The sequence below is a fragment of the Mesorhizobium sp. LNHC209A00 genome, from assembly GCF_000502915.1.
Taxonomy (GTDB): domain Bacteria; phylum Pseudomonadota; class Alphaproteobacteria; order Rhizobiales; family Rhizobiaceae; genus Mesorhizobium.
Window position 1 is genome coordinate 15,635 of the sequence record NZ_AYWT01000002.1, and the last position, 16,922, is coordinate 32,556.

Sequence of the window (16,922 nt, forward strand, 5' to 3'; positions counted from 1 at the left end):
GAGATCCCTCTGCAAATTGTCCCAAGCTTTCGTGATGGTTAGCCGCAGGCGACCAATCAATCAACGGGCGGGCAGCCGCATTCTGCCTCGACAGGCCGTCCAAAGGCCATTTTCACGATGTTCCGGCAAACAAAATCGGAACATGTCGGCGATTCCGGCATGCAGAGGCGCCAGAACGCCGGTTTTGATCGGGGCGCGGCCCGTGCATGATTTGCCAAGTCGCATCTTGAATTCGCGTCCGGTTGAGTCTATCACCCTGCCCATCTTGGAGGCCGTGGCCTCCCGGGCCGCTTTAGCTCAGTTGGTAGAGCACATCATTCGTAATGATGGGGTCAGGTGTTCGAGTCACCTAAGCGGCACCAGTTTTTCAACCGATGGTCGAAGCTGCCTGTGCGCGCCGAAGACGGCCGAATCCCGGCCGTTTGCGTTTGCCATGGATGCAAGGAGCTGCCCGCCATCGACAACAACTCGGGACCGGTGCAGGTCTATCCGAAGACCCACGAGCAAGTCGCGACTTCCTCGGGGCCCGGAAACTCGCGAAAGCGAGCAATTCGGGATTTTCAAATCTCAATAACAAATGATGAACCGCGCATTTCTATTTTTTTGGAACAGACACTTGGGTCGCACATTTCCTGCCGACAGTTCCATGGACAGGAGGTTTTGAATTGCCAAGGCGTGTCGACAAGGAAAAGCTGGCAAGAGCGGACCGCGAGGCGAGGCTGGTGCTGGATGCCGAGCGTCACGCAAGGGACGCTAAGACAACCCGCCTGAGGGAGCAGAGACTGCAGCAAGAGGCATTGGCGGACAAATCTCCGCCTGCACGCCGACGGGAGCCGACCGGGAAGCCGACCAGGCGTGTGATCGAGGTGGACTGACCTGCTTGGGCGCCTGGTTTCGCCCCGATGGCGCCGTCAGCGATGCCTCCGCGTTGCCGCATAAGACAGTAGCCCAGCAGACCCATATGCCATTGTCGGAGCCCCGGTTTTGGTATGAAATGTCCGGTGTCAGCATGGGAGGTCCAAATGCCCAACATTTTCAAGACCGGAGACGTCGTCAAGCTGAGGTCGGGAGGCCCGAAGATGACGGTCAGCGACGGCGCCGCTTCCGGCATGTATCTGTGCCACTGGTTCAATAAAGACGGCGATGTATGGACTCCGCAGCATGCCGGCTTCAAATCGGATCAGTTGATAGCCGCCGACCAATCGACGTAATTCTCGCGTCGCCAACGGGCGTGATTCCCGCGTTCGCCAACGGGCGGGCCGGTCCGGCGCAATTCAGATGCGCCGGACGAGGTGTTCTGCCGTACCTTGGGCCGCCAAGGTCCGTCGCCGGCAAGCGGCAAGACAGGCATGGCGACCGACGGATTTCCGCGATCACAACGTTTAACGGTTGAAGCGTGACCCATGGCATTGGGCCGTGGCAATGCGCCAACCGGAGACGTGAAGCATGATACGCCGTTCGATCCTTGCCGCTGCCCTGAGCCTGCTGACCACCGCGGCTCTGGCCCAGACAGCGACACAGCCACCGGCCGCCACACCGCCCGCCGCGACGGCTGCCAAGTCCGACATCACGCTGGCCAAGTTCCAGAAGCGGCGAGAGAAGGCGATCATGGCCGCCGACACGGACGGCGACGGCAAGATCAGCCTGCTGGAATGGGAGGCTTTTCAAGCCAAACGCAACGTCAAGGGCGATCCCGCAAAATCCTTCGCGCGCGTCGATTCCAACCATGACGGCTTCATCGACCGGGCCGAGCTCGATGCGTTCTTCGCCAAGCGCTTTGCCAGGCTGGACAAGAATGGCGACGGCATTCTGATGGGCGACGAGATGCCGGGCCACAAATCCGCTCCCAAGCCAGAGCAATGACCAAGAGGCTATGACGCATGATGGACATTGGGTATGCGCCAGCCCATGAGCCCCGACCCGGACGAGGAGCTGGTTCGCCGGGTCGGCACCGGCGACCCGGCGGCGGTGCGGACGCTCGTCGCGCGCAAGCTGCCGCGCATCCTTTCGCTGGCCGCGCGCATGCTCGGCGATGCGGCGGAGGCCGAGGATGTCGCGCAGGAAACCTTTATGCGCATCTGGCGTCACGCATCGGGCTGGCGGCGCGGCAATGCACGCTTCGACAGCTGGATCCACCGGGTGACGCTCAACCTGTGTTACGACCGGCTGCGCCGGCGCCGCGAACAGGTGACCGACCAAGTGCCGGACATTGTCGATCCCGCCCCGCTTCCCGATGCCCATCCCGGCGAAGCGGCGCATCGGGTCGAGCAGGCCTTGCAGGCAATCGCGCCGCGCCAGCGCGAGGCGATCCTCCTGGTCTACTATCAGGAGATGTCCAACATGGAGGCGGCCGCGACCCTGGAGATCAGCGTCGATGCCTTGGAAAGTCTGCTTTCGCGCGGCCGGCGGGCGCTGCAGGCGATCCTGGAGAAGGATAGTGTCGATGAATGAGAAAGCCGCGATCATGTTTGCAAGGCGTTCACCGTACGTCGGGGGCGCCCGGTGGCCAGTTCCCGGAAATCCAACCGGACACGCGGCTCCAACCGGCAAAGGATAGACCGATGTCTGATGGGTCCAGGAACCAACCGGCAATGGATGCCGCGCGCTTTGCGGCTCTGGCGGCGGCCTATGGCGGCGACCTGCGGCGGTGGCCGCAGCCCGACCGCACGGCCGGCGCGATGTTCGCAAGGACCGAGATGGGGGCGGCCATATTGGGGCAGGCAGGCAAACTCGATGCCTTGCTCGACAGCTATGATGTAATGGCGCCCGGCCCGGCGCTGCACGGCGGCATCCTGCGAATGGCCGACCGGCTGCTCGTCCAGCGCCGGCGCCGGCGGGTCTGGTGGCTGGGTCTTGGGCTCGCCGGCATCGGCCTGGCCGGCGCCATCACCGGATTGGCCCTGGTGAGCGTCGTCACGCCGGAGTTTCAGCCCGACCGCTATGTGCTCGATGCCAATGCGACGGCGTTCGGCGATGCCGGGTCCGATGGCGAGACGATCGAGGAGGACCTATGAGCAAGGGCCGCAACCTCGTCATCGCATCCGTGGTGCTGAATGTCTTCCTGGCCGGCGCGCTTGCCGGCGGAGCGGTCTGGATAAGAAGCGGCAAGCCCGGCCAGGGCTATTCGCTGGAAGCCGCAGGAAGCCGGCTTCCCGACCAGGAGCGCATGCTGTTTCGAAAGGCGCTGCGCGAAGTTCGGCGCGAATCCCGCCAGGTCATCCTCGATGGCCAGCAGGCCAGGCGCGAGGCAGCCGACCTGCTTCGTCAGCCGGTCCTCGACACGACGGCCCTGGCGGCCGCGCTGGAACGGGCGCGCAATGCCGACATCGCCGTGCGCACGCGGCTTGAGCAGCGCATCGTCGAGTTCGCGACGGCGGGTTCGGCCGCGGATCGCAACGTGCTTGCGGACGGGCTGGCCAGGCGGGCCGGGCCGAAACCGAAGCCAGAGGCAGAGCCAAAAAAATCGCCGTGACCGCCGACGGAAAACGCCCGCAGGGCCGTTTAACCCAGGGAAGGGCAGCCTGCCGGGCCAATCGGTACGTACAGGTTTTCATTCTCGGAGAACATTCGGAGTAACGTCATGAACCGTCTGACACAGTATGCGGCGGCAGCCGTCCTCGCCTTGACCGGAACCGCCGCAACCGTCGCGACCTCCGCCGCCATGCCGATGGTGGCGCAGCCGGCCGCCCCGGCACTGATCGAGCACGTGGCCTGGGGTTGCGGGCCTGGATGGCATCCCAATCACTGGGGGCGCTGCGTTCCCAACCGTGTGGTGGTGTATCCGCGCTACCGCTATTGGCACGGCCCGGCCTACTACGGCTGGCATCCGCACCGCTACTGGCACCGCTGGCACCGCTGGTAAGCGCGCGGGAGGGCCGGGCGGCATCCGCCTGCCCGGCCGCCTATCCCCGGTTTAAGTGGGGAAATAGCCCGATCGAGCGTCGCGCGATTCGCGTGAGATCCAACGATGGAGCGTTGACATGGCTGTCGCGACCAAAGGGCCCATTGCGCCAGATCCCGCCCTGCCAGATCCCGCTTTGATAGCCTTCAACCGCTTCGGCCTTGGAGCCCGGCCGGGTGACCGCGAAAGACTGGCCGGCGACCCTCGCGGCTATCTCAAGGCGGAGCTGCGGCGGCCCGACGTCGCCATGATATCGCTCGACGATCCCGCCTATGCCGACCTCAAGGGGAGCACGCCGGCCATCCAGGCCAGCATGGCGGCAAATCTCCAGCGCAAGCGGGACCGGGAGCGGATGACGACGGAGCAGCAAGCGGGCACGCCAGCCGCAGGCCCGGTTATGCCGCCATCCGCCGCACCGGCCACGTCGTCGCCCGTCGCCCCGCCCGCTGCCAAACCCGCCGTGCCGCCTGTCGAAATTATGTTGTTCCGGGCGGAGGCACAGGCGCGCTTCTACAAGGCAATGCAGGCAGAGGTCGGCTTCGTCGAACACCTGGTCTATTTCTGGTCGAACCATTTCTGCGTCTCCATTGCCAAGGACAACATCGTTCGCGCCAGCGCCGGGGCGTTCGAACGGGAAGCCATCCGGCCTTTCGTGCTCGGGCGCTTCGCCGACATGCTCATGGCGGTCGAGCGGCATCCCGCGATGCTGTTCTATCTCGACAACCAGCAGTCGATTGGCCCGGACTCCCGCGCCGGCAAGAACCGCCAGCGCGGCCTCAACGAGAACCTCGCCCGCGAGATCCTGGAACTGCACACGCTCGGTGTCGGCAGCGGCTACAGCCAAGCCGACGTGACCAGCTTCGCGCGCATCCTGACCGGCTGGATGATGGCCGGACGGGAAGGACGGCTGGGCGAACCCGGCAGTTCCGTCTTCAACGCCAATGCGCATGAGCCGGGTGACGCGGTGCTGCTCGGCAAGACCTATCCGGCTGGCGGCATGGGCCAGGCCGAGGCCGCGCTCAATGACATCGCCCGTCATCCGGCGACCGCTCGACACATCGCCACGCAACTTGCCCGCCATTTCATAGCCGACGACCCGCCGTCGGCGGCGGTCGCCCGCCTCGCCAAGGTGTTCGCCAAACGCGACGGCAATCTCAGGGCAGTGGCGGCAGCGCTCGTCGACATGCCGGAAGCGTGGTCGACGCCATTGGCCAAGATGCGCTCGCCCTTCGACTATGTCGCGGCCACCCGCCGAGCAGCCGGTCCCGGCCCGACGAACGACCCTGGCCAGTCGCTCAACTGGCTCAACGCGCTGGGCGAGCCGCTCTGGCGACCGCCGGGGCCGAACGGCTTTTCCGACCAGGCGGACAGCTGGGCATCGGCGGAAGGCATGAAGACCCGCCTCGAGATCGCATGGCAGGCCGCCCGGCAAGTGAAGGACATCGGCGACCCCAACGGCATGCTCGACGCGGTCATCGGTCCCTCTGCCTCGCCCGAAACACGCCAGGCGGTCGCCCGCGCGGAGTCCAAGCAGCAAGGACTGGCGCTGCTGCTGTTGGCGCCCGAGTTCCAGCGACGATAGATCGAACGATAGGTCCGGCGCCGACAACGCCCATGGAGACGAAGTCATGAGCCTGCTGTGCGAAACCCCTCACCCGTCCCGCCGCGCCGTGCTGATGAACGGCGGCGCGCTGTTTGCCTGGGCCTATCTGCCGCGCTTCGCCCGTGCCGCCGACAACCGCGACCCGCGCCTGATCGTCATCGTGCTGCGCGGTGCGCTGGACGGCCTGTCGACCATCGGTCCGGTCGGCGACCCCGACTATGCCGGCTTGCATGGCGACATCGCCCTGTCGCTCACCGGCCCGCGCCCGGCGCTGCCGCTCGATGCATTCTTCGCGGTCAATCCGGCGATGCCGGTGTTTGCGCGGCTGTTCAAGAACAACAAGGCGGCTGTCGTGCACGCCGCCGCGACCGGCTATCGCGAGCGCTCGCATTTCGATGGCCAGGATGTGCTGGAAAGCGGCTTTGCCGGTCCCGGCCATGTCGCCACCGGCTGGCTCAATCGGGCGCTGGAGAACCTGCCGGCGGGCGACCGCGTAGCGACACTCGGTGGCCTGGCCGTCGGACCGTCGACGCCGCTGGTGATCCGTGGCGCGGCTCCCGTGCTCGGCTGGGCGCCGCAATCGCTGCCAGCACCGGCCGGCGACCTCGCGGCGCGCGTTCTCGATCTCTACCAGCATCGCGATCCGGTTCTGGCCGTCGCGCTGCAAAAAGGTCTCGACGCCGATCGCATGGCGCTCGACAGCCAGATGGGCGCCAGGACGATGAAGCCGAAAGGCGGCCTCGACAGCGCCGCCGGCATACGGCAGGCCGCGCAAGGTGCCGCCAGGCTGATCGCCGCCGATGACGGGCCGCGTGTCGCGGCACTCGCCTTCGACGGCTGGGACACGCATGTCAACGAAGGCGGCGCGACCGGCCGTCTCGCCAGCCTGCTCGGCGGCCTCGACGGGGCCTTCGAGGAATTCGAAAAAGGCCTCGGCGAACGCTGGAAAGATACGGCGATCGTCGCCATCACCGAATTCGGCCGCACGGCGCGGATCAACGGCACGGTCGGCACCGACCACGGCACCGGCACCGTGGTGCTGCTCGCCGGCGGCGCGATCAAGGGCGGCCGCGTCATCGCCGACTGGCCGGGGCTGAAGCCCGCGCAACTCTACCGGCAGCGTGACCTTGCGCCGACCAGCGACGTCAGGGCGGTGCTGAAAGGCCTGCTCGCCGACCAGTTCGGACTTTCGGCCTCGGTGCTCGGCGAGAAAGTGTTTCCGGACTCAGGTGCGGTGAAGCCGATGATGAACCTGACCGCCTGAAGTTCTGGGGCGCCGCGTTCCCGCCGCGGCGCCGTCTCGCTGTCCACCGCGATCAGGCGGCCTCGACCTTGGCTGCCTGCAAGGCTTCGCCGCGCACCAGCCTGGTCACGCCGACGAAGTCGATCTTGCCCGAGCCAAGCACCGGCACATGCGCCACGACGCGCACTTCAGCCGGCACCATCAGGTCCATCGCGCCGCTTGCCTTGGCGAAAGCCAGAAACTCGGCGCGCGTCGCTTTCTCGGCCTCGGTGACGAGCACCAGTTTTTCGCCCTTGCGCGGGTCCGGTACGGTCGCGACCGCCGAGAGCGAACCTTTCCACAACTCGCCCGCCAGCGCTTCCACCGCAGCCAGCGAAATCATTTCGCCGCCGATCTTGGCGAAGCGCTTGGCGCGGCCGCGAATGCTGACGAAACCGGCATCGTCGATGCTGACGATGTCGCCGGTGTCGTGCCAGCCATCTTGCAGCGGTTCGAGCACACCCGGTTTTTCGGCCCGGAGATAGCCCGCCATGACGTTGGGGCCGCGCACGAACAGCCGTCCACCGCCCTCGACACCGATCACCGGCTCCAGACGATATTCCATGCCGGGCATGATTTTTCCGACCGTGCCCGATTTGTTGTACATCGGCGTGTTGATGGAGATCACCGGCGCCGTCTCGGTAACGCCGTAACCTTCGAGAATGCGCAGGCCGAATTTCTCCATGTAGGTTTCGCGGGTCGAGGCCTTGACCGGCTCCGCACCGGAAAAGCAATAGCGCACCGAGCGGAAATCATAGGGATGCGCTGTACGCGCATAGCCGCTGAGGAAAGTGTCGGTGCCGAAGATGATCGACGCATTCGAGGCATAGACCAGTTCCGGCACGATGCGGTAGTGCAGCGGCGAAGGGTAGAAATAGACCGGGACGCCGGACACGAGCGGCAGCACCGTGCCTGCCGTCAGGCCGAAGGAATGGAAGATCGGCAGAACGTTGAACACCTTGTCGCCCGAATGGAAATCGATGCGCGAGGCGGCCTGCGCGGCGTTGGCCAGGATGTTGCGATGTGTGAGCACGACGCCCTTCGGCGTGCCTTCGGAGCCCGAGGTGAACAGGATCACGGCCGCGTCGGTGGCCTTGCGGGCAACCCTGGGCGTACTCTTGCGCAGCAGGCCGAGCAGCTTGTCCTTGAGGCCGATGGTCGCGCGCAGATCATCGAGCCAGACGATGTTGACCGAGCGGCCGATCTCCTCGACGATCGCGCCAAGCTTGGCCTGCTCGACAAAGGCCCGCGAGGTCAGAATGGTGGTTACCTGCGCCGCCTTGCAAGCGGAGAGGATGTTGGCGGCACCGGCGGTGAAGTTGATCATCGCGGGGACCTTGCCGGCGGACATGACGCCGAGCAGCGCGGCACAGGCGCCATTGGCGTTGGGCAGCATGATGCCGAGCGTGTCCTGTCCGGCATAGAGCATTTCGAACTTCTCGCCGAGCACGGCGACAGCCGTGAGCAACTTGCCGTAGCTCAGCGAACCGGTGACCGGATCCTGCACGGCAAGTTGCTTCATGCCGCGCTCGGTCGCCGTCTCGATGATCCTTTCGAGCACGGTCTTGTCAATATGCTGGGTGCGGAAGACGAGGTCGGACATCACCTGGTAGAGCGCGGCGCCGGCGGCGGCGCGCCGCTTGCGTCCCTTCAGCTCGTCGTCGACCTTGAGCCTGACCGGCGGCAGTATGGTCACCTTGACCTTCGGGAACAGGCGGCGGCGCACGTGCTGCGCCGTCAACCGCGAGAAGGGGCTTTTCTCCAGCCCCTCGATGCGGATCGGCACCACCATCGAGCCGGTCTTGTCGGCCACCATGGCGGCGCCGTCATAGACCTTCATCAGCCCGCCGGTGACGGTGATGCGGCCCTCGGGGAAGATGACCAGCGGGTCGCCGTTCTGTACGATCTTGATCAGCGTGCGTGTCGACATCGGCTTGGATGGATTGAGCGGCAGCGCCCGGGTCAGCTTTAAAAACGGCTTCATCCACCAGGCCTGCGCAATGGTATAGTCGATGGCGAAGACCGGCTCCTCATTGGTCAGCGTCAGAGCCAGCGGCCCGTCGAGGAAGCTGACATGGTTCAGCGCCAGGATGGGCGCCGGGCCCGCGGCCTTGAGATTGTCCAGGCCTTCGACTTCCAGCCGGTGGAAGGCGCGGAAAAGAATGGAGACAAAATCGCGGAAGGCATTGGTCGGCAGGTATTTCAGCATCAGCCAGGCGGCGATGGCATTAGCCAGGGCGAGGCCGAACAGGATGCTTCCCGTTGAGACGCCGGCTGCCTGGATGGTGGCGACGAGCAAGCCGCCGACAGTCATGAAGCCGGCGTTGACGATGCTGACTGCGGCGACGACCCGGGCGCGGCGCGCCTCGGGCGACCAGGCCTGCACGGCGGCAAAGGTCGGCACCACCAGGAAGGCGCTGGAGATGGCCATGCCGGCGAGGTCGATCGCAACACGGATGGTGTTTGGCCCGGCGAAGAAGAGGCCAAGGGTTTCGGACCTAGGCGAAGGCTGCATGCTCCAGATGGTCCATGCGAGGTCGAGGCCGAACAGCGCCAGCAGCGCCGTGCCGACCGGTGCGGGCAAAAGCACGATGCGTCCCTGCGACATCCACGCGGCGATTGCCGAGCCAATGGCGATCGAGATAGCGAACACCGCGAGATAGGCGGTGACCGCGATCTCGCCACCGCCGAGCTGATCCTTGACCAGCGTCGGCAGGATGGAAAGGACAATGGCACCGATCAGCCAGAACCAGGACGTCATCAGGCCGGCGCGCCAGATCCGCGTGTCCGTGCGCAATTCGCTGACCTGGCGCCAGGTCGAGCGAAAGACATTGCTGTCGATGACGAGGTCGGGCGCCGCGGAGCCGGTTGAAGGGATGTAGCGGCTGACGAACCAGCAGCCGACGGCGAGGATCATCATGATCGGCCCGAAGACCGAGACGCCGATGCCATCGGCCGAGACGACGCCGCCGGCGATGGTGCCGCCGAGAATGGCGGCGAAAGTCGCCGACTCGATCCAGGCGTTGGCCCCCGGCAATTCCTTGCGTTCGAGATGATCGGGCAGGATGCCGTATTTGATCGGCCCGAACAGCGCCGAGATGATGCCGAACATCAACAACGCTGTCATCAGCACCGGAATGGAGGACAGCGCGATGCCGACGACCGCCACGGCAGCGGCGCCGATCTCGGCAAATTTCAGCCGGCGGGCGATGAGCGCCTTGTCGAAGCGATCGGCGATCTCGCCGCCCAGCGCCGACAGGAGCAGGAATGGAGCCATGAACACGGCGCCGGCCAAAGTGACGAGCGAGGCCGCCTGATCGGCGGCCAGTGTGAAGAGGATCAGGAACACCAGCGTGTTCTTGAGGAAATTGTCGTTGAAAGCGGACAGGAACTGCGTCCAGAAAAGTGGCGCAAAGCGCCGGGACAACATCAGATGCGTGTTCATGGCGATTTCCATTTGGCGGACCATCCGGCACTGTGCCGACGACCCTGCGGGTTGCGTGCGCTGTTTCAATCGCAGAGATATCAATGAGCTGGTTAACTTCCTTACTGCCTGTGACGTTCTCCAGTACTCAGGAGTTGGGACCCTCCACCCTTTTCGGCGTGTCGAGTGTCGTCCTTCGGACGGTGAACGCCATTCATTTCTCAAACTTATCACTTTTTGAACAATGTTCAACAAGAAAATGAACGACGTTCACAAATACATCACCGAGACGGAATTGTCTTCCCCCCTTGTCATAGATGCCCCCGTTGTGGCCGCTTAGAAAGACGCGCCGACCAAGCAAGCACTATTGGGGTCGGCTGATGACGCGGTCCGGTGTTCGACATGTTTGCAGACGCAACGCTGAGGCGACCAGGGTTCCTCGGGCGCCGGGACGCGGAGACCGGGAGACGCGGCGCCGTGGTGCTCGAGTTCGGCGATCATCAATCGTCGGCGACAAAGCCGTTCGTCGATGCCGTTGCCGGCGAGGACGCGCTGGCAAGACCGGAGTCACTTGCCTACCGCCCTTCTACACGCTCTCGACCTTCGGCCTGCGGCGGCAGGTTCCATGGTTGCCAGGACCGGGCGGAGGTCGATGCGCATCTGCGGCGGCGCGTCGATTCGGGGTTGCTGCATCTCTTCCCGCAGGCGCCGCTTCACAGCCTCGTCGCACCACTCCAGTCGGCGGAGGCCAACCGCTGATGTCTCAGGTGATCGGAGTCGATCCCAGCGTCGCCACTGTCTTCAGCGCGCCGTCGAGCATGTCGCCCTTCTCGTCTTTCAGCGCCGCCTCGCGCAGGCGGCGGATCCAGTCGGCGGCGTCCTCCCTACCCTTGAGCAGATCAAGCGCCGACAGCACGCGGTCGAATTTCGACTGGGCGCGCGCATGCGTGTCGCTGTAGCCCTTGATCAGCCGGCGGCAATTGAGGATTTCGACGGCAAGCGCGTAATCTGCCGGCACGCAGCCGAGTGCCAGCGCATACCAGCGATCGAGATGCGCGACTTCGACCTTATGCCGCAGCAGGCCGCGGCGCCAGCGGCGCAGGCCGCCGATGAACCACAAGGCGGCGAAGCCGGCAAAGCTGTCGGTGCGGATGCGGCGGCCCCGGTTGATGCGGCGATCGAGGAAGGCTGCCAATTTCGGCCGGTCCTCGATGTAGCTGCCCAGCCTCGCCGGCAGCGTGCCGCAGAACTCCTCGATGCGCGGATGGAAGTACTCGGTCACTTGCAGGACCGAACCGTCCTTGACGCCAACCTCCTTGCGCACCCGCCTGTCGCGGGTCGAGCGCGTTTTCAGATCGGCGACGCGGATCATGTCGTCATAGCACATGGCGTTGGCCAGATGCTTGGCGGCTGCGATGGACAGCGCATGGGTTGGATCCGCGTGGTCAATCGCCACGGCCCTGTCCAGCCGGTCGAGATATTCGCGCCCATAGGCGATGTCCTGATAGTCGACGACCTTTCTCAGGCCCCTGAGCGCCATGTCGCGCACCGCCATCGGCAGCAGGTCGATGCGAGCGGCAAGCGCCTGCCATCCCTGCAACAGGTTTCGCGGGCCACTCACATGTCCCGCACCCAGGGCAGATACGACAATCGCCGGCTCCGCCGGGTTCGCCATCGGCGCCGCCGTGCCGCGCGCACGATCATACGCGGCCGCGAAGGCGGCGAGGCTGGCCTTGACGCCACGGCCGCCGATGCCAATCGCCTGCTCGTAGCTTTCACGGGTAAACGGCAGCGCGTCGGAGCCGGCCAGCGCGCCAAGCAGGCTGGCCGAGATCATCGAGCCGTTGTCGGCGGCGATCTTTTCCATGTCGAAAGCGATGAAGCGCTTCGATGCGGCCTCCGCAGTGGCGTGGACTTTGGACGACGAAGCGCGGCCGTCGCCCGGTTCGATCTTTTCCGACACGGCGGCGATGCGGTGCGAGGAAGCGATCAGCGTCGTGCGGTTGGGGGTGACGAAGCCCCTGATGATGGCTCGGCCGGCTTCCATCAGTTCGGCGGCAATCAGGATATCGACATCGCCCTGCGAGGGCGACAGCGCGAAGACCGGCAGACGGCCCGTGTCGCGGGCCATTTCGATATAGTAGATGGTGGCGCCGGTGCGCTGCGCGACGCCGGCGACCGAGGTCGATTGCGCGACATAGGAATTGCGCTCGGCGACGTCGGTGATCCAGTCGGCGAGCACGCCGCCGCCCTGGCCGCCGACGGCCAGCACGGCGAGCTTGATCACCGGCTCATCGGCAGCACCGGACCGGGGGCGCGAGGAAGAAACGGGATCAAGCATCGGAAAATATCAGGCGCCGGCCTTCGCGCCGCCTCTGCAGGAAGCCGATCGTCGCGCGGCGCGCCGTCTCCAGGAAACGGTCCCAGCGGCTTGGATTGTGCACGACGTCGGCGCGGTAGAAGGACGGGCACAGCACCGCCGCATCGGCGACCTCGCCGCAATTGCCGCAGCCGACGCAGTTCTGGTCGATCGATGCGACCGGATCGTCGCGCAGCGGATCGTCGAGCGACTTGACCGACAGCGATGGGCAGCCGGAGAGCCGCATGCAAGCATGGTCGCCGGTGCAGACGTCTTCGTCGACGCCAAATTTCGGCTTGACGACACGCTCGCCGCCTTTGATCGCCTTATCGACCAGCGGTTTTTCGCGACGCTGGCGATTGAGCATGCATTCCGACGAAGCGACGATGACTTTCGGCCCCTTCTCGTCCGTCGTCAGCGCCTCGCGCAGCGTGTCCTGCATCTTGCCGACATCGTAGGTGCGGTCGACATGGCGCAGCCATTTGACGCCCATGCCTTTCACCGCCTCGGTGATCGGATGCTTGGTCGACTTGGTCCTGTTACCCGCGCGCGACGACAGGATGTCCTGCCCGCCAGTGGCGGCCGAGTAAAAATTATCGACGATGACGATGACGCCATCATTCTTGTTGAACACCGCATTGCCGATCGATGAGGTCAGGCCGTTGTGCCAGAAGCCGCCGTCGCCGACGAAGGAAATCGAGCGGCGCTTGGCATCGGGCGAATTGAACGCCGAGGCCGAGGCTGGTCCGAGCCCGTACCCCATTGTGGTGGCGCCGAGTTCGAAGGGCGGCATGATCGAGAACAGATGGCAGCCGATGTCGGAAGCGATGTGATGCTTGCCGAGCTCCTGCTCGACCAGCTTGGTCGCGGCGAAGATCGGCCGCTCCGGGCAGCCGATGCAGAAACCGGGCGGTCGTCCTGGAATGACATTGATAAGGTCCGCCGTGTCGACGCCGTCGCCGACCTTGTTGGGGGCGCGCACTTCGCCCGGCAGCAGATGCGGGGCCTCGGCGCGCAGGAAGGCGCCGATGCCGTCGAGCATGACCTGGCCCGTATATTCCCCAGCCATCGGCAGGTGCTCCTTGCCGACCAGCCTGGTGCCGCGCCCGGCCTTGTGCAGCATCGCGGCAAAGGCCTGTTCGATATAGTTGGGCTGGCCTTCCTCGACCACCAGCACCGCCTGCTTGCCCTCGCAGAAGGCGAGGAATTCGTCGTCGATCAAGGGATAGACGGCGTTGAGCACATAGAGCGGCACATCCGTCTCGCCATAGGTGTCGGCAAGGCCGAGCCGCTGCAGCGCACGGATGACTGAATTGTACATGCCGCCCTGCATGACGATGCCGACGGAGCCATGGTCCGAGCCGAAGAACTCGTTGATCTTGTTCCTGGCGATGAAATCCACCGCCGCCGGCCAGCGCTTTTGCACCTTCTCCTTTTCGTGCAGGAAGGAGGCGGGCGGCAGAACGATACGGCCGGTGTCGCGACGCGGTGATTCGAGCGCATCGGCGACCGTCATCGGCGGACGCTTGTTATCCTTGGCGATGAAATGGCCGTGCACGTGGCAGCAGCGGATGCGCACCTGCAGCATGACCGGCGTGTTGGAGATTTCCGACAGTTCGAAGCCATCCTCCACCGCCTTGACGATAGACGGCAGGTTGGGACGGGGATCGAGCAGCCAGACCTGGCTCTTCATGGCGAAGGCATGGCTGCGCTCCTGCATGATCGAGGAGCCTTCGCCATAATCCTCGCCGACGATAATCAGCGCTCCGCCGGTGACACCACCGGAAGCGAGGTTGGCCAGCGCGTCTGAAGCCACATTGGTGCCGACGGTCGACTTGAACGTCGCCGCGCCCCGGATCGGGTAATGCACCGAAGCGGCGAGCATGGCGGTGGCGGTGGCTTCCGAGGCGCTTGCCTCGAAATGCACGCCGAGTTCGCCCAGAATGTCCTGCGCGTCGGCCAAAACGTCCATCAGATGACTGATCGGCGCGCCCTGATAGCCGCCGACATAGCCGACGCCGCATTGCAGCAGCGCCTTGGTGATGGCGAGGATGCCCTCGCCGGCGAATTCCTCGCCGGCGCCGAGCCTGAGTTTTTCGACTTCCTTGGCAAAAGACCGTTCGGCCATCTCTGCCTCCTTCCGTTGCCGCCGACAGTTGGCGGCGCGTGCATCTAGATGTCGTGCTTGCGAATGTTTCTGAGCATTTTCAAAAGCGTCGTGATGAGTGCTGCATATTCGGCGTCGTCGATATCGTCGAACATCGCCTCGAAGGCGTCGTGCATGGCCGGCCAGGCGCGGCTGAACTCGGCGCGGCCCTCGTCGGTCAGGAACACATGGCGAATGCGGCTGTCGGTGACGCCCTGCTCGCGCCGCACGAAGCCTTGCCCCTCCAGCGTGTCCAGCGTGCGGCTCAAGGTCGATTGCTCGATGACAGTATAGACCGAGAGGTCGTTCACGGTGACGCCGTCGGTGACCGACAGCACCGCCAGCGTGCGCACCTGCGAAATGGTGAGGCCCTGCTTGCGGAAGTCGTCACGCAAGGTAGCGTTGTAGCGGCCCATGATGCGGTTCATCAGATAGGGAGCGAATTGCTGCAGGCCGATCTGGCCGAGGGTGGAAATGCGCTGGCGTTTTTCGGCGACCTTTTGTTCCATCACAGCTTCCCCGCCAGCAGGAAGCCGGAGCCACCACCGAGGCCCGCACCGGGATGGGTCGAGGCGCCGATATGATAGAGGCCCTTGATGCCGGTCCGGTGGTTGCGGCTGGTCTTGAACGGCCGCCACAGGAATGACTGGTCGACAACAGAGGAGCCGCCGTAAGGGTCGCCGCCGACCAGGTTGATGTTCATCGCTTCGAGATCGGCCGGCGAATAGGCGCGGCGCGCGATTACGCTGTCCTTGAACCCGTCGACATGGCCGGCGAGGATCGCTTCGACGCGATCGGCATAGGCCTCGCGCAACGCCTCGGTCCATTGCCCGTCGGCAGGCGCATCGAGCTTGCCGGCGGCGTCGCCCTTGATGTGGCGGGGCGCCTCGGGGAGTTGAAGCCACAGGATCGCCTGGCCTTCCGGACAGCGTGACGGGTCGAGCGCGTGCGGCTGGCCGACGCAGATGGTCGGCACCTCCGGCAGCATGCCTCGCGCCGCCTCGTTGCAGGCTTTCGAAACGCCGTCCAGTCCGGGCGTCAAATGCAGCAGCGCCACCTTGTCGAGGCCCTCGCCGCGCCAGGACGGCGGCTTGGTCAGCGCGTAATGTATCTGGAAATTGCCTTTGCCATAGCGGTATTTCCGCGTCGCTTCGACATCGTCCTTCGAAGCGTCCTTGCCCAGCAGGCGGCCGTAAAGCTGCGTCGGCGTGACCGAGCAGATGACGCTCTTGTTCGCTGTAATCGTTTCGCCCGACGCCAGCCGCACACCGGCTGCGCGGCCGCCCGCCTGGACGATCGAGGTTACGTCGGCGCCGGTGCGGATGTCTCCGCCGCGCTCCCTGATCAGGGCCTCGAAAGCGGCAAGCAGGTTCTTCGCGCCGCCCTTGACGATCGGCGCGCCGGCCGCCTCCAGCGCGAAGGCGATCACCTTGGCGATCTGGCCGGAAAAGGCATCTTCCGGGCCAAGCCCGGCATGCAGCACCCAGGGCGCCCAGAGCGCCCGAATGGTTTGGGACTGGTAGCTGCTTTCCAGCCAGCCGCGCGCCGGCACCAGCGCTTCGCCAAGAAAGGCGGCCAGGCCACGCGGACCACGCCGCCAGGTATCGCCGGCCAGCAGCTTCGCCGTCGGGTACGACCAAAGCGCGCCGCCGAGCAGGCCGAACAGCAGGCCGGCATTTCGTTCGATGCCGCCAACATCTTGCGCGTGGCGGTCACCGTCGCCGGCCGCGATCGCATTGATGGCAGCGACATTGGCGGCGCGGTCGGTGCTGAGCACGGCATGGCTGCCGTCGGGCATGAGCACGCCGGTCGGCGTGCCGGTGTGGCAGAATTCCAGGCCGTGGCGAGCGAGGTCGGCGCCAAGTGCGGCAAAGGCCGGCGAGGTGATGAACAACACGAAGGTCATCGCCATCACGTCATGGACAAAGCCCGGCGCGGTGATCTCCTCGGTGCGCATGCAACCGCCGATACGGTCGTTGCGCTCCAGCACGAGCACCTTGGCGCCCTTGCCGCCGAGCATTGCGGCGCAGACCAGCGCGTTGATGCCGCTGCCGACTATGATGTGATCTGGGGCGGTCATCGAGGGGTGCTCCCCCGCTTTGGTGGATGATGTTTAATTGCGCGCGGTAGCGTTCCTTGGCGTAGAGCGGCAACCTCACAAGGTTGCCGCGCCCACTTCGTCATCGCGGTACCATTCGCAGCCATGA

At 65.2% G+C, this 16,922-nt stretch carries 14 protein-coding genes and 1 tRNA gene; 10 read left to right on the top strand and 5 right to left on the bottom strand.

Annotation, left to right across the window (positions count from 1 at the left end; translation table 11 throughout):
• Positions 1-286: 286 nt before the first annotated feature.
• From X739_RS162365 to X739_RS162325, 9 genes are all read left to right on the top strand, one after another.
• Positions 287-362, top strand: a tRNA-Thr gene (locus X739_RS162365).
• A gap of 660 nt (positions 363-1,022) precedes the next feature.
• Complete coding sequence (locus tag X739_RS162360; RefSeq protein WP_023772633.1) at positions 1,023-1,211, top strand: DUF2158 domain-containing protein; 189 nt, start codon at positions 1,023-1,025, stop codon at positions 1,209-1,211.
• 235 nt (positions 1,212-1,446) lie between these two features.
• A complete protein-coding gene (locus X739_RS162355; RefSeq protein ID WP_023792527.1) occupies positions 1,447-1,863 on the top strand; it encodes an acid-shock protein in 417 nt (138 codons plus the stop codon).
• Between the two features lie 45 nt (positions 1,864-1,908).
• Positions 1,909-2,451: an RNA polymerase sigma factor gene (locus X739_RS162350; RefSeq protein ID WP_023792530.1), complete on the top strand. Its 543-nt coding sequence runs from the start codon at positions 1,909-1,911 to the stop codon at positions 2,449-2,451.
• Positions 2,452-2,561: 110 nt separating this feature from the next.
• Positions 2,562-3,014 carry a hypothetical protein gene (locus X739_RS162345; protein WP_023792533.1) on the top strand — a complete coding sequence of 151 codons (453 nt, stop codon included), beginning with the start codon at positions 2,562-2,564 and terminating at the stop codon, positions 3,012-3,014.
• Entirely contained in the window at positions 3,011-3,472 is a 462-nt protein-coding gene (locus X739_RS162340) for a periplasmic heavy metal sensor (RefSeq protein WP_023783395.1), read from the top strand. The genes X739_RS162345 and X739_RS162340 overlap by 4 nt, the downstream gene beginning before the upstream one ends.
• A 108-nt stretch (positions 3,473-3,580) precedes the next feature.
• Positions 3,581-3,862, top strand: a complete 282-nt coding sequence (locus X739_RS162335) for a hypothetical protein (protein WP_023783394.1) — start codon at positions 3,581-3,583, stop codon at positions 3,860-3,862.
• 118 nt (positions 3,863-3,980) lie between these two features.
• Positions 3,981-5,483: a DUF1800 family protein gene (locus X739_RS162330; protein ID WP_023792538.1), complete on the top strand. Its 1,503-nt coding sequence runs from the start codon at positions 3,981-3,983 to the stop codon at positions 5,481-5,483.
• A 46-nt stretch (positions 5,484-5,529) separates the two neighbouring features.
• Positions 5,530-6,768 (top strand): DUF1501 domain-containing protein, encoded by a 1,239-nt coding sequence (locus X739_RS162325; protein ID WP_023792542.1) that lies wholly within the window; start codon positions 5,530-5,532, stop codon positions 6,766-6,768.
• A 52-nt stretch (positions 6,769-6,820) separates the two neighbouring features.
• Here the strand turns inward: X739_RS162325 and X739_RS162320 are convergent, their stop codons facing one another.
• Positions 6,821-10,231 (bottom strand): acyl-[ACP]--phospholipid O-acyltransferase, encoded by a 3,411-nt coding sequence (locus tag X739_RS162320; protein ID WP_023792545.1) that lies wholly within the window; start codon positions 10,229-10,231, stop codon positions 6,821-6,823.
• A gap of 381 nt (positions 10,232-10,612) precedes the next feature.
• Between X739_RS162320 and X739_RS0133715 the strand changes: the two genes are divergently transcribed.
• Complete coding sequence (locus X739_RS0133715; protein WP_245273775.1) at positions 10,613-10,969, top strand: hypothetical protein; 357 nt, start codon at positions 10,613-10,615, stop codon at positions 10,967-10,969.
• Between the two features lie 4 nt (positions 10,970-10,973).
• On the opposite strand, the gene X739_RS162315 is transcribed toward X739_RS0133715, so the two are convergent.
• Genes X739_RS162315 through X739_RS162300 form a run of 4 tightly spaced genes read right to left on the bottom strand, consistent with a single transcriptional unit; the run spans position 10,974 to position 16,795 of the window.
• On the bottom strand, positions 10,974-12,551 hold the full coding sequence (locus X739_RS162315) for an indolepyruvate oxidoreductase subunit beta family protein (RefSeq protein WP_023792552.1): 1,578 nt from the start codon (positions 12,549-12,551) through the stop codon (positions 10,974-10,976).
• Positions 12,544-14,697, bottom strand: coding sequence for an indolepyruvate ferredoxin oxidoreductase subunit alpha (locus X739_RS162310; protein ID WP_023792555.1), 2,154 nt, complete (start codon positions 14,695-14,697; stop codon positions 12,544-12,546). Before X739_RS162310 ends, X739_RS162315 begins: the two co-directional genes overlap by 8 nt.
• Positions 14,698-14,741: 44 nt before the next feature.
• Positions 14,742-15,224: a MarR family transcriptional regulator gene (locus tag X739_RS162305; protein ID WP_023792559.1), complete on the bottom strand. Its 483-nt coding sequence runs from the start codon at positions 15,222-15,224 to the stop codon at positions 14,742-14,744.
• Entirely contained in the window at positions 15,224-16,795 is a 1,572-nt protein-coding gene (locus X739_RS162300) for an NAD(P)/FAD-dependent oxidoreductase (RefSeq protein ID WP_023792562.1), read from the bottom strand. Before X739_RS162300 ends, X739_RS162305 begins: the two co-directional genes overlap by 1 nt.
• Positions 16,796-16,922: the final 127 nt, after the last annotated feature.

Excerpts from the sequence above, each read along its gene's own strand:
- X739_RS162360 (WP_023772633.1), top strand. The coding sequence starts at position 1,023 with ATGCCCAACATTTTCAAGACCGGAGACGTCGTCAAGCTGAGGTCGGGA.
- X739_RS162355 (WP_023792527.1), top strand. The coding sequence starts at position 1,447 with ATGATACGCCGTTCGATCCTTGCCGCTGCCCTGAGCCTGCTGACCACC.
- X739_RS162350 (WP_023792530.1), top strand. The coding sequence starts at position 1,909 with ATGAGCCCCGACCCGGACGAGGAGCTGGTTCGCCGGGTCGGCACCGGC.
- X739_RS162345 (WP_023792533.1), top strand. The coding sequence starts at position 2,562 with ATGTCTGATGGGTCCAGGAACCAACCGGCAATGGATGCCGCGCGCTTT.
- X739_RS162340 (WP_023783395.1), top strand. The coding sequence starts at position 3,011 with ATGAGCAAGGGCCGCAACCTCGTCATCGCATCCGTGGTGCTGAATGTC.
- X739_RS162335 (WP_023783394.1), top strand. The coding sequence starts at position 3,581 with ATGAACCGTCTGACACAGTATGCGGCGGCAGCCGTCCTCGCCTTGACC.
- X739_RS162330 (WP_023792538.1), top strand. The coding sequence starts at position 3,981 with ATGGCTGTCGCGACCAAAGGGCCCATTGCGCCAGATCCCGCCCTGCCA.
- X739_RS162325 (WP_023792542.1), top strand. The coding sequence starts at position 5,530 with ATGAGCCTGCTGTGCGAAACCCCTCACCCGTCCCGCCGCGCCGTGCTG.
- X739_RS162320 (WP_023792545.1), bottom strand. The coding sequence starts at position 10,231 with ATGAACACGCATCTGATGTTGTCCCGGCGCTTTGCGCCACTTTTCTGG.
- X739_RS0133715 (WP_245273775.1), top strand. The coding sequence starts at position 10,613 with ATGTTTGCAGACGCAACGCTGAGGCGACCAGGGTTCCTCGGGCGCCGG.
- X739_RS162315 (WP_023792552.1), bottom strand. The coding sequence starts at position 12,551 with ATGCTTGATCCCGTTTCTTCCTCGCGCCCCCGGTCCGGTGCTGCCGAT.
- X739_RS162310 (WP_023792555.1), bottom strand. The coding sequence starts at position 14,697 with ATGGCCGAACGGTCTTTTGCCAAGGAAGTCGAAAAACTCAGGCTCGGC.
- X739_RS162305 (WP_023792559.1), bottom strand. The coding sequence starts at position 15,224 with ATGGAACAAAAGGTCGCCGAAAAACGCCAGCGCATTTCCACCCTCGGC.
- X739_RS162300 (WP_023792562.1), bottom strand. The coding sequence starts at position 16,795 with ATGACCGCCCCAGATCACATCATAGTCGGCAGCGGCATCAACGCGCTG.